The 13,262-nt window shown below is 40.1% G+C and carries 8 protein-coding genes; 4 read left to right on the top strand and 4 right to left on the bottom strand.

Translation table 11 applies throughout. The annotated features are described in order from the left end of the window. Nucleotides 1-16 precede the first annotated feature (16 nt). The 4 genes from DWA30_RS11085 to DWA30_RS11070 all read right to left on the bottom strand — a co-directional run bounded on the left by DWA30_RS11085 (nt 17) and on the right by DWA30_RS11070 (nt 9,657). Nucleotides 17-3,148, bottom strand: a complete 3,132-nt coding sequence (locus DWA30_RS11085) for a SusC/RagA family TonB-linked outer membrane protein (RefSeq protein ID WP_114492608.1) — start codon at nt 3,146-3,148, stop codon at nt 17-19. Between the two features lie 159 nt (nt 3,149-3,307). After that, nucleotides 3,308-4,729 (bottom strand): RagB/SusD family nutrient uptake outer membrane protein, encoded by a 1,422-nt coding sequence (locus DWA30_RS11080; protein WP_114492677.1) that lies wholly within the window; start codon nt 4,727-4,729, stop codon nt 3,308-3,310. Between the two features lie 17 nt (nt 4,730-4,746). Further along, nucleotides 4,747-7,839, bottom strand: coding sequence for a SusC/RagA family TonB-linked outer membrane protein (locus DWA30_RS11075; RefSeq protein ID WP_114492607.1), 3,093 nt, complete (start codon nt 7,837-7,839; stop codon nt 4,747-4,749). Between the two features lie 120 nt (nt 7,840-7,959). Then, nucleotides 7,960-9,657: a POTRA domain-containing protein gene (locus tag DWA30_RS11070; protein WP_114492606.1), complete on the bottom strand. Its 1,698-nt coding sequence runs from the start codon at nt 9,655-9,657 to the stop codon at nt 7,960-7,962. 175 nt (nt 9,658-9,832) lie between these two features. Here DWA30_RS11070 and rpsL point away from each other — a divergent pair, with 175 nt between their 5' ends. From rpsL to rpsJ, 4 genes are read left to right on the top strand one after another with little or no spacing between them, the layout of a single operon-like run. Beyond that, the gene (gene rpsL, locus DWA30_RS11065) at nt 9,833-10,207 is read left to right on the top strand and encodes a 30S ribosomal protein S12 (protein WP_114492605.1); all 375 of its coding nucleotides are present in this window, start codon (nt 9,833-9,835) and stop codon (nt 10,205-10,207) included. Between the two features lie 23 nt (nt 10,208-10,230). Then, nucleotides 10,231-10,707: a 30S ribosomal protein S7 gene (gene rpsG, locus DWA30_RS11060; protein ID WP_114492604.1), complete on the top strand. Its 477-nt coding sequence runs from the start codon at nt 10,231-10,233 to the stop codon at nt 10,705-10,707. A gap of 3 nt (nt 10,708-10,710) precedes the next feature. Further along, nucleotides 10,711-12,843 (top strand): elongation factor G, encoded by a 2,133-nt coding sequence (fusA, locus tag DWA30_RS11055; RefSeq protein WP_114492603.1) that lies wholly within the window; start codon nt 10,711-10,713, stop codon nt 12,841-12,843. Between the two features lie 10 nt (nt 12,844-12,853). Next, nucleotides 12,854-13,159, top strand: coding sequence for a 30S ribosomal protein S10 (rpsJ, locus tag DWA30_RS11050; protein WP_010181931.1), 306 nt, complete (start codon nt 12,854-12,856; stop codon nt 13,157-13,159). Nucleotides 13,160-13,262 lie beyond the last annotated feature (103 nt).

Here is a 13,262-nt window from a genome sequence, read left to right as displayed (position 1 = left end):
TGTGTATTTTTTGTTTTTAAAAGGATGCTTTAATACTTACTCCAACTCTCCTCGATGAAGGGCTCACTCCAAGTTCTATACCTGCACCATTACTGTTAACTCCTGTTCCTATAGAATTGGTATCTACATTTAATCCATCCGGAATATTGATCGCTTTAAAATATAGGTTTTCACCCACTAAAGAAATCGACATATTTCCGAAGGGAGTTCTGTCTAAGGCCTTATCACTAAATCTATAGGTTAAAGCAACTTCCTGTAATCGAATTGTGGTACCATCAAAAATACCAAACTCATCAGGTCCGTTATTGTATAGGTTGAAGTAGGCGTCTCCTGTACTAATCACCACGTCATTTTCCATATTAGTGTCTGTATTAATACCAGGAAGAATGAAACCAGCGTTTTGAAGTCCATCGGTATCGGTTGTTAAACCACGACCTAGTAATGAACGTGCTGTGCTAGAATAAATATCTCCACCTTGGCGGTACTGAAGATTCGCTGTAAGCGAGAGGTTCTTATAATTCATAGCAGTAAAGAATGAAGCCACCCAATCCGGTGTAGGATCACCAATGATGGCAATTTCAGGATCAACGGCGTATTCTCTACCATTGTTCAATAAATTTCCATTCTCATCACGTTGTACGATAGAACCAAGTATGATCCCAACAGGCTGTCCTTTTATAAGGTAGTTACCAAGTTCTCCTGACCCTGCAAATTGAAATTGATCTACATCAAGTTCCGTTACCTCTGAATCGGTTTTGGTGAAGTTACCACCTATGTCCCAACCGAAGTTCTCTGTATCGAATACCTTTACATTTAAATTTAACTCAATACCATCAGATTCAAATTCGTTGATGTTCTGCGGTCCGTTAGTAAATCCGGTAGCAGGATCAAAATTGGTGTTAAATATAAGGTCGGTAGTGGTACGTGTATAATAACTTGCGTCCAACGTAACACGATTATTAAAGAATTTAGACTCTATACCAAATTCTATTTCTTCCACAAGGGAAGGTCCAATCTCTTGGTTTGCTAAGCTGTTGTCGATTGCGTCGATAGCAATTACGTCACCATTAGCTGTGACAAAAGAGTTCGGATTAGAGTTAATTGTTTGAGAGGTCGGGTATATACTTCCCGGCACACTAAATTCGGCAGAACTACCGTAACCAGCACGAAGTTTTAAATACGTAAGTGCATCACCTTTTAGTCCTTCGAAGGCGGCAGTTGGTAAAAACGAGACACCTACACCCGGATAAAATTGAGAATTGTCGATAAAGTTAGAAGTCCAGTCGTTACGTGCATTTCCGGTTATGTATAGGAAATTGTCTATATCGAATGTCGCTTGAGCGAATATACCAGGACGATTGATCGCGAACTGGCTATTGAATCCTTGCGATGCCGTAAAGAAGTCATGATTAAATTGTCCAAAGACTGTTTGTTCCGAACTATTTGCTCCGTCGAATGTTTCTTCATTTCGGCTTACGTCACCACCAATATTGGCTTGAATACCAAACATATCATCTGCAAATCGATTTTCATAGTTTAATAGTAACGTATGGTTGGTAACGGTTTGTCTTCTTGTGGAAGTAGTTAACGCACCATCGACATTTGCACCTCCGGTACTTCCTCTATTTACAAACACTTTGCGTTGTTCAATACTAACGTCTATACCATATCGATAGGTGGCTGTAAAGTTGTCACTAAAGTTGTAAGTGGTAGAGATTTGACCAAAAGCTCTGTTTACTTCTTCATTAATTCCAGAATTGTTCACAAACCAATATGGGTTGGAAGCTCCTGCATCGTTCTGGAAATTAATTTCCTCACCGGTCAATGGGTGTTGCGAAGGAAACCCTGCAAGGTCGATACTTCTAGGGGTGTTTAAAAGACCTGTAAAGATAGGTCCTGTAAATGGAGAAGTAAATTTAGTGTTTACGTAGTTTAAGGTTGAACTTACACTAAAGTTGTTACTAAGTTTTGCATTACCTCCTAACGCAATTGCGTTACGATCTAATTTGTTTCCTGGTAGGAAACCTTCGTCATCTAAATTACTAAATGAGAGGTTATAACCTACGTTTTCTGTACCTCCATTAACCGAAACATTAATATTTTTTACTAGGCCTGTTTCAAAGAAGTTTTCTTGTGACTTGTAATTTCTATAATCCACACGGGCGTCTTCTTGATCTGGAAAGCCATCTACAAAGACGGGGCTGTTCAATGCGTATGGGTGCGAAGTTTGGCCTTGCGCATCTATATTTCCGTAATTAGGTCTTCCAAAGGTGGCACCCCAGTTTCCGAAGAAATTATAATAAGCATCATAATACCCTTGACCTCTTTCATCGGTGAAATCGGGCAGTGAAGCGATCTCGTTTATAAAAGTTGAGACCGTTACCGAAACCTCATTCTTTTTATTGAAGTTACCTCCAAGTTGTCCGGCTTTGGTAGTAATTACGATCACACCGTTTTTACCATCTGCACCATAAAGAGTAGTTGCATTAAGTCCACGTAGAACGTTCACACTAGCTATATTGTTTGGGTCTATATCAAGGGATCGACTCGTACCCGACAACCCTGTTCCATTGGTGTTCGAATTAAAGCGAACCCCATCAACAACATATAGTGGTTGGTTGTCTCCCGTTGTGGAAAGTCCACGAATTACAATACTTGATCCGGCGCCCGAAAGTCCACTGGCATTAATTACATCCACACCGGCGGCTTTACCACGTAGAATCTTCGTGATATCTCCTGTAGCTCGTTGCTCAAGATCTTCAGCGTCTAGTGCTGTAACCGCATAACCTAGCGCCTTTTTCTCTTTTTTAATTCCAAGTGCTGTTACTAAAACTTCGTCAAGTTCGGCGGCACTTTCATCTAAAGAGATGTTTATAGTGTTCGTGTTTTGTGTCACCGGCACTTCTTGTGAAGTAAAACCTACATAACTAAACACCAGTGTTTCGCCAACAGACGCTACAATTGAATAGTTTCCATCAAAGTCTGACTGTGTTCCGTTGGTTGTATTTTTGACAATAATATTTACACCCGGGAGTGGTAAACCATTATTATCGGTTACAGTTCCAGAAATTGTTTTTTCCTGGGCCAATACAATTTGTGTGGCCAGTAACAGAAACACGCTAATGATCCTACATAGTTTTGTTTTCATATTTGGTTGATCTTGATTTATATTCTACAAAAATGCTAATTATATGTTAATAAAGCAATAAAATTTAACATTAATCGTAGCATTCAAAATCAGAGGCCAATTTGGTTAAAAAAAAAGACCGCCCATTGGGCGGTCTTTTTAGATTTATGCTTACTCTGATTAGTAACCAGGATTCTGCTGTAGGTTCGGGTTTACAATGATCGACGATTGGTCGATAGGCAATTGTAATTTGAAACTTCCTGCAGGAAGAACTAGCTCATCAGAAGGAGTGCCATCTCCATCTTCTAGGTCACCGAAATCTGCTCTTGTTACACCAAGACCCCATCTCTTAAGATCGAAGAATCTTTGGTATTCGAAAGCAAATTCCAATCTTCTTTCAAGACGGATCGCATCTCTTAATGCAGTTCCAGACTCTCCAGAAGGTGGGTTCTCGTATCTACGAGTTCTTACTTCGTCTAAAGCAGCTCTTGCAGCAGTTTCTTGTCCTAATTCATACAAAGCTTCCGCCTTGTTTAAACGAGCTTCTGCAGCTCTTAAGATCTTGATGTCTACCAAACCATTAGTTTGACCATCACGCCCTAAGTACTTTTTAATTCCATTAACTGCCAAACCTGAGTTTGTAGTTCCATCGAAAATATAAGCTTCTTTACGGATGTCGTTTCCGGCATCATATAATTGATCTAATTCGTAAGAAGCAACATATTCAGGAATTAAAGCAGTCTGGCTACCCTGACTCCACTGTACACCAATGTTGTTGTTCAATCCTTCGTTAGTGTTAGGGATATAGAATACTAATCCAGATGTATTTGCATCTGTCCATACTCCAACTACGTCACTTCTTGGTGCGATAGGAGCAGTCACAAGGTTCGCTGCATCAACAGCATCTTGGTAACGACCCATGTATAGGTATACTCTAGATAAGATTGTAGCTACTGCCTGCTTGCCCATACGGCCATCAGGATTAGAAGCGTTTATCAAAGCATATGCATCAACAAGGTCTTGAACGATTAAGTTGTACACTTCACCTACCGGTTGTCTTGGGTTTTGTGCTAAAGGATCGGTTTCAGTTTTGTAAACGATACCTAAACTTCCATTTGCGTCACCAGATTGTGTAGGTATTTTTGCAAATACTTTTACATTATCAAAGTGAGCAAGTGCTCTAAGTGCTAAAGCTTCTCCAGTAATGTTATTCTTGGAGTCACCATCAAATCCATCAATAAATTCTAAGATCTGGTTAGCACGGTAAATTACAGTGTAGGTGTCTTGGTAAAGACCTCTGTATCCTGTAGCTGCGTTGTACTGCCAGTTGTGGATTGTAAATTTAGTTCCACGTCCACTACGAGAGAATGTTACATTGTCTGCAAGAACGTCTGGGTTTGCTAGAAAAGCTCCTCCGTAGTACGATCCGCGGTTTAAGGCAGAATAGGCACCACGAATGGCATTTTCAAAATCGGCCGCAGTGACAAATGCGTTTTCAGTCGCAAAAGAGTCAAAGGGAATTTGATCCAATTCGTCATCACAAGAAGTTACTACTCCTGCTACGAAGAGGAAAAGAATTGATTTAATTAATATGTTTTTCATTGTTTTCATTTTTTTTATTAAAGACTAACATCTATACCAAAAGTAACAGACTTCAAAGTAGGGTAGCTATATAGTGTAGCTTCACCTGGAGCAACTGTAGCTGCTTGTGAAATCGTCTCACCAGAAGAGATACCAACCTCAGGATCTCCGAAGAAATCTGTGAAAGTTAATAAGTTCTGTCCTTGAGCATAGATACGAATCGAGTTAAAAGGTGTTCTATCTAAATATCTTCTTGGGAAAGTATAAGATAGTGTTACGTTACGTAATCTCACAAAATCACCTTTTTCTAAGAATCGGTCAGAAGCTTGTTGTGCGTTTGCACCGTAAATCGGGCTAGGTAGTACGTTTGTATCACCTGGTTGTTGCCAGTAGTTGAATGCTCCAACATCTTGGTTGTCATCAACTGCTAAACCGTCACTTAACACATTACTTCTTACGAAGTTGTTGATGTAGTTTCCGAATCGGTATACGAAGTCAGTTCTTAGTCCAAAACCTTTATAGTTTACGGTTGTAAAGAATCCACCTTCGATATCAGCGTTTGGAGACTTGTCTAGCAATACACGGTTTTCACCTTCAGGAAGATCGTCAAAGAACACTGAGTTCCCGTCTGCATCTAAATAAAGTGGACGACCTGTTGCAGGATCTACACCATCATAACGCAATAAGAAATAAGCGTTAATTTCTTCACCTTCTCTAAAGATCGTGCTAAATGTGTTTGGCTCGATATCGTCACCAACACCGTCACCGTCATTGTCAGGTAATTCAACAATCTTGTTGTCTAAGAATACCACGTTACCTCCTAAAGACCATTTTAGATCCTCAGTTCTGATGATGTCTGCAGATAATTCTACTTCCACACCAGAGTTTTCGATCTTACCTAAGTTACTTGCGATAGAGAATCCAGGGATACCTGATTCGTCTGGAGCAGGAACGTTAAATAAAAGCTTGTCGGTTTCTTTCTTAAAGTAGTCAACTACTGCACTTACTCTGTTGTTGAACAATCCTAATTCTAATCCAATATCCAAGATTGCAGTTTCCTCCCATTGTAGGTCAGGGTTTGCAATGTTTACAGGAATAGTAGAAGAACCACCTGGGTACGTTCCGAAACCTACAGTTCCTTGAGACGCATAACGTCCAAGTGCACCACGGTTACCTACCGTACCATACGATCCTCTAATTTTAAGATCATCTACCCAGTCTACTGCGAAGAAATCTTCCTTAGCTACGTTCCAACCAGCACTCGCACTGTAGAAAAGACCGTATTGGTTATCGTTACCAAAGTTAGAAGAACCATCATAACGAACAGAAGCTCCTAAAAGGTACTTCTCTTTAAAGTCATAGTTTGCGAACAAACCATAAGATACAAGTGTTAAACGGTTTCTGTTTGTAGTTCCGGCATCAATACGCGCAGCATTCGTTTGTGTTGTTAGCTGTGCAGATGGGAAACCACTACTACTAAGGCGGTAACGATTTTCTTCGTTAAAGTTATATTCAAAAAGACCATACGCGTTGAAGTTGTGTACTTCATTGTTCAATGTATAGTTCAAAGTGTTGCTAATTGTGTAATCAACTTCTTGGAAACCATTGTCGGTCTTAATTCCAGGGAAGTCAGGATCTCCAACGAAGAAATCTAAACGGTTACCTGGTTGTACATAGTACTCTCTTCTAAAGTTCTCGTGGTTTAATGAGAACTGTAATCTGTAGTTCCAGCTGTCACTGAAGATTACATTTGCATACGAATTGAAGAATGTAAGATTCTGGATCTCATCTTCAGGAGTCGTAGCAATCGCTTCAGTAATCAAGAAACCTGTATGGTTAAAGTTATATAAAGGATCTCCGTTGTCATCAAAAACTACGTTTCCTTGGTCATCCAAAATAAATTCTGGCTCATAAGCATTGTAGTCAAAGATCGCTCTAAACGGGTTCTGAACGTTGTTTCTATCACGTGGCTCATCACTCTTAGATCGAGAGTAAGCAATACTTGCTCCTACATCTAACCAACTTTTTGCGTTGAAGTTAACATTTAAACGACCGTTTAAACGCTCAAATCCGGAAACACCATCGATAATACCAGTGTTTCTGTCATGACCTAAAGAGAAGAAGTAATCTACTTTTTCTTCACCGCCACTAAAGGAGATGTTGTTAGATTGAATGATTGCTTCTCTTAAAACGATTTCTTCCCAATCTACTGCATTGGCAATAAGGAAAGCTCTCTCTGCAGGAGTTGCAGTTGCACCAGGCAAACTTTGAGCTGCCGGTACTCCAGGGTTACCAGTTTCTGGGTTTACTAGGGCAGCCAATTCTGCCTCATAGCGAAGCTTTTCTTCAGCAGTCATAATATCGATATCGGTATTAGCTCTATTAGCTACACCATATCGAGAGCTGAAACGAATTGTTGCGTCTCGGTTCTTTTTACCTTTTTTGGTAGTAATTACAACTACACCATTCGCACCACGCGAACCGTACTGAGAAGTTGTTGCTGCATCCTTAAGGATAGAGATACTCTCAATTTCATTGTTTGGTATAGCGTTAAGGTCTTGCTCATCAATTGGCGCTCCATCAACTATATATAGCGGTGAAGATGCACCTGCTACTAGTGAGCTCGTACCACGAATTCTTACGAATGCGGTAGAACCTGGTTTACCATTGGCAGATGTTACTTGTACACCCGCAGCCTTACCTTGAAGTAAGTTATCCACAGAGGTTGTAGAAACTAACTCCTCTAGTTCTTCTGCTGTTACCAGCGATACAGCCGATGTTAATACATCTTGCTTGCTATTACCGTAACCGGTAATAACCACCTCTTCGAGTACCGAACCAGGCTGTAGAGCGATGTTGATAGCAGGTTGAACACCTACAGTAACTTCTTGAGTTTCGAATCCAACATAACTAAATGTTAAAACCTCACCCACAGCAGCACTGATGGAGTACTCACCATCAAAATCTGTTTGAGTACCAGTATTGGTACCTTTAATAATTACGTTGGCACCGGGCAATGGAAGACCTTGGTCATCCGTCACAGTACCTGTAATCGTTTTTGTTTGCGCAAACGATAGTTGCACAACTAACGCTAGTAATAGCGTTAAAATTCCACTAAACTTTGTTCTCATTTTATAAATTATTTGAATTAGCCAATGCCAAAAGTCACAATAAAAAGTTAATTACACAACTTTTTAAACTTAAAATTTGGTTTTTTTTTAAACTTGGTGTTAAGCTATTACTAAGTTTTTTTAGAATCGAGAAGTTAAGCTAATATGGATTTTTGTATTCGAAAAATTAAAATTCATGCCTTCCCTATTTCCATTGGCAAAATTGATGTTAAATAGTCCTGCTTTACTCTGTAGACCTAGTCCGATTCCAAAACTGTAAAGCTTTTGCTTTAATTCCATAATATCATTTTCAAAATAGCCCAGATCAATTATACTATGAATGTATAGCCCAGGATTGAACATATAGCGATATTCGGTGTTTAATACCGAGAATAGAGAGGCGTCTATGCTGTTCTCGTTGAATCCGCGAATACTGTTAATGCCGCCGAACCTAAATAATTCATTCGTAAGATAGGTGTCACTTAACAATGCTTGGGTGGTATTTTGAATATACAGTGAGTTTTCTGTGTTTAAGTTTATTATGTGATTGGCGGTAAACAAAAGACGAATTTGATCTTCTTGGGTGTCTTTTAATTCACGGGTTCCAATCTCGGTGTCTATCGCCGCGGTGGTCTTTATTGGAAACAAGTTGCTGTTTTGCGGCTTTTCATATGCGGCTCCGGCGATAATATAGTTGGCCGTATAATCTTGTACTGGGTTGCCTACGAGCACTTCGTCTTGTAAATTACTGGATTCATATCCTTTGTATCCTGCATATACAGCGCTTCGAGGAGTGACTTGATAAGTTAATCTCGCTTGTTGGTCTGTTGTGACAAAGGTACTGTCCCTCTTAAAGATCTTTAACTCTAATGCGAGTCCAAAGGGAGTGTTGAACAAATAAGGCAGTGTTGTCTTGGCCCTAAAATTTACTTGCTCATCACCATCGGCTTTATAATTGATCAATAGTTGTTCTCCAAAATTGAGATTGTTGTTTAGTTCCAGGTTTAAGTAGCCGTTAAATTGAACGCGTTGTGTTTCTTCATCGGTGGCAAATCCCAAAATCCCATCGAAGTTGTTGAAGTTCTTCTTCTGAAGATAAAAATAGACAGTAGTCGAATCTTTTTGAAATAATGCTTCCGGTGGTTTTAAGGTGCTAACAAATCCAAGGCTGTTAAGCAATTCGTTTTGTGCGATTAGCTTTTTTTGGTTAAAGAGGGTTTTTTTCTTAATGCCGGCGTAATATCTTAAATATGACTTCGGAAACTTTTCGTACCCTTTTATCACGATCCCATCTATGGTTCGTTGCGATCCGTTTACTAGCACTAATTGTGCTTGGAGTGAGTTGGGGGTGTTGGCGGTTATTTCTGAAAGGCGTAATCTTCCGAAGGCATTTCCCGATGCCGTTTGAAAACTGTTTAATTTTTGCAAGGCAGCTTCTGCTGTTTGGAATGGAAGTGTAAAATATTCGGGCTGTACTTCGGAAGCTATTGCTTGCAGTTCTTTTTTTCTGAAACTTCCTTCGGAATAATATACCTTAATATAATCGATTCTTCTTCCGAAGAAATAACGAGCCGTGTACAGGCTGTCATTTTGCTTTTGAAGCGTACGCAATTCGCTGTTAATATATCCCATGCGTTGCACCTTTTGCAGTAAGGTGTCTGCTTCTTGTTTTAGCGACTCGAAATTGGGGTGGTTTTGCTTAAAATCCAAGGAGTCACGAAATGCTTCTGTGATAGGTGTGACACCCTCTACCGAGAGCTGTAATTCTTGCGCCACACTTTCCGAAGAAAAAAGGGTATATATATTAAGGTATAAAAAAAGATAGCAAAATGCCTTCAAAAGGAGCGGTGTTTGGGTTGTAAAATTAACGTTTCAATGTGGTTTTTAATATCTGAATTTCAAAATAATAAAAAAGCATTGAAAATTAAGTTGGTAACGTTTGATTAATTGATTTTTATTTCTACCTTTGCAAGCCCTTAAAAAGAGGGATTTTATATTTAATAACATATTTTATATGCCAACAATTTCACAATTAGTACGAAAAGGAAGGTCCAAAATAACCAAGAAGAGTAAATCGGCTGCCTTAGATTCGTGCCCTCAACGTCGAGGAGTGTGTACGCGTGTATATACTACCACACCTAAAAAACCAAACTCTGCGATGCGTAAAGTAGCGCGTGTAAGGTTGACAAACGGTAAGGAAGTAAACGCATACATCCCTGGTGAAGGTCACAATCTACAAGAGCACTCGATAGTATTGGTTAGAGGCGGAAGGGTAAAAGATTTGCCGGGAGTTAGATATCACATTGTTCGTGGAGCTTTAGACACCGCAGGTGTTGAAGGTAGAACACAACGTAGATCTAAGTACGGTGCAAAACGCCCAAAGAAGTAATTAAAAACTTTTAAAGAGAAGACATGAGAAAAAGACAGGCCAAAAAAAGACCGCTTTTACCAGATCCGAGGTTTAACGACCAGTTGGTGACACGTTTTGTAAACAACATGATGTGGGACGGAAAAAAATCGGTGGCTTTTAAAGTGTTCTACGATGCAATTGATATCGTAGAAGAAAAGAAAACAGACGACGAAAAAACAGGTTTAGAGCTTTGGAAAGATGCCCTTTCTAATGTAATGCCTCACGTAGAAGTACGTAGCCGTCGTGTGGGAGGAGCAACCTTCCAAATCCCGATGCAAATACGTCCGGATCGTAAGATATCTACTGCGATGAAATGGTTGATCCTTTTCGCGCGTAAGAGAAACGAAAAATCCATGGCCCAGAAATTGGCTGCTGAGATCTTAGCAGCGGCTAAAGAAGAAGGTGCAGCTGTTAAAAAGCGTACCGATACTCATAAGATGGCCGAAGCAAACAAAGCATTCTCACATTTCAGATTCTAAAAAATGGCACAAAGAGATTTAAAATTTACAAGAAATATAGGTATTGCTGCGCATATTGATGCCGGTAAGACCACCACAACAGAGCGTATCCTTTACTATACGGGAGTGAGCCACAAAATAGGTGAAGTGCACGATGGTGCTGCAACTATGGACTGGATGGAACAAGAGCAAGAGCGCGGTATTACGATTACATCGGCTGCAACAACTTGTACTTGGAAGTTCCCATTAGAGAACGCTCAACCTACAGAAGAGACAAAAGATTACAACTTTAATATCATCGATACTCCTGGTCACGTAGATTTTACCGTAGAGGTAAACCGTTCGTTACGTGTCTTGGACGGATTGGTATTCTTGTTTAGTGCCGTTGATGGTGTAGAACCACAGTCGGAAACTAACTGGCGTCTTGCAGACAACTATAAAGTACCTCGAATTGGATTCGTGAATAAGATGGACCGTCAAGGGTCTAACTTTATGGCAGTATGTCAGCAGGTAAAAGATATGTTGAAGTCGAATGCTGTGCCAATTGTATTGAACATTGGTGACGAAGCAGACTTTAAAGGAATTATCGACTTGGTAAAGAACCGTGCTATCATATGGCATGAGGAAACCATGGGTGCTACTTTCGATGTAGTAGATATTCCTGAAGATATGAAAGAAGAGGCAAGAAAGTACAGAGGGTTGCTTATTGAAGAAGTGGCTGCTTATGACGAGAACTTGCTAGAAAAATATATGGAAGATGAAGATTCTATTACTGAAGATGAAGTGCATGCTGCACTTCGTGCTGCGGTAATGGATATGTCTATTATCCCAATGATCTGTGGATCTGCCTTTAAGAACAAAGGAGTTCAGTTCCTATTAGATGCGGTATGTCGTTATTTGCCTTCACCGGTAGATAAAGAAGGTATTGTAGGGATTAATCCAGAGACGAACGAAGAAGAACTTCGTAAGCCGGATGTAACTGCACCTTTCGCAGCCTTGGCATTTAAGATTGCTACCGATCCATTTGTAGGTCGTTTGGCATTCTTCCGTGCGTATTCAGGTCGTTTGGACGCAGGATCTTATATCTTGAACAATCGTTCAGGAAAGAAAGAGCGTATCTCTCGAATCTATCAAATGCACTCTAACAAGCAAAACGCTATCGATTATATCGAAGCCGGAGATATTGGAGCAGCAGTTGGTTTTAAAGATATTAAGACCGGTGATACAATGACCGACGAGAAACATCCAATTGTTTTGGAAAGTATGGACTTCCCTGATCCGGTAATCGGTATTGCGGTTGAGCCAAAGACCAAGGCAGATGTTGATAAGTTAGGTATGGCATTGAGCAAGTTGGCCGAAGAAGATCCAACGTTCCAAGTACGTACCGATGAAGCTTCCGGACAAACCATTATTTCTGGTATGGGTGAGCTTCACTTAGATATCATCGTAGATCGTCTAAGAAGAGAATTTAAAGTAGAGGTAAATCAAGGTCAGCCTCAGGTTGAGTATAAAGAAGCGGTAACGCGTAAAGCACAGCACCGTGAAGTATACAAAAAGCAATCTGGTGGTCGTGGTAAATTCGCAGATATTGTATTTACACTTGAGCCCGCTGAAGAAGGAACTACCGGATTGGAATTTGTTTCTGAAATCAAAGGTGGAAACGTTCCTAAGGAATTTATCCCTTCTATCGAGAAAGGATTTAAAATGGCCATGGTCAACGGTCCGTTGGCTGGTTATGAAGTAGACGCAATGAAAGTTACGTTAACCGATGGGTCTTACCACGATGTGGATTCCGATCAGTTATCGTTCGAATTGGCTGCAAAGCTAGGATTCAAGAATGCTGCAAAAGCTGCGAAGGCAGTGATCATGGAGCCTATTATGAAGCTGGAGGTAATTACTCCGGAAGAAAACATGGGTGATATTGTAGGAGATTTGAATCGTCGTCGTGGACAAGTAAACAACATGGGAGACCGTGCAGGTGCAAAGGTTGTAAAAGCTGATGTGCCACTTTCTGAAATGTTCGGATATGTTACAACATTGAGAACCTTGTCTTCAGGACGTGCAACATCAACTATGGAATTTTCACATTATGCTGAAACGCCTTCAAATATTTCTGAAGAAGTGATCGCAGCAGCAAGAGGAACCGCTAACGTATAATAATTCAGCAATGAGTCAAAAAATAAGAATCAAACTAAAATCTTACGATCACAATTTGGTGGACAAATCTGCTGAAAAAATCGTTAAGACCGTAAAAAGCACAGGAGCTGTAGTAACTGGGCCAATCCCATTACCAACGCACAAAAAGATTTTTACTGTATTGCGTTCACCTCACGTGAACAAGAAGAGTAGAGAGCAATTCCAGCTAAGTTCGTACAAGCGCTTGTTGGATATCTATAGCTCTTCTTCAAAAACCATCGACGCACTCATGAAATTAGAGTTGCCAAGTGGAGTAGAAGTAGAGATTAAGGTATAAGTAACTGTGTTGTGATCTTGAGCAAAAGCTTAGGAGTTACAATAGAAAACATGTCCTCAACGATGGTTGGGGAAAAACGGAGCACAAAATAACATTCAGGGTT

The sequence above is a fragment of the Candidatus Ulvibacter alkanivorans genome (genome assembly GCF_003333325.1).
Taxonomy (GTDB): Bacteria; Bacteroidota; Bacteroidia; order Flavobacteriales; family Flavobacteriaceae; genus Ulvibacter_A; species Ulvibacter_A alkanivorans.
This window is presented reverse-complemented; position numbering and strand designations above follow the sequence as displayed.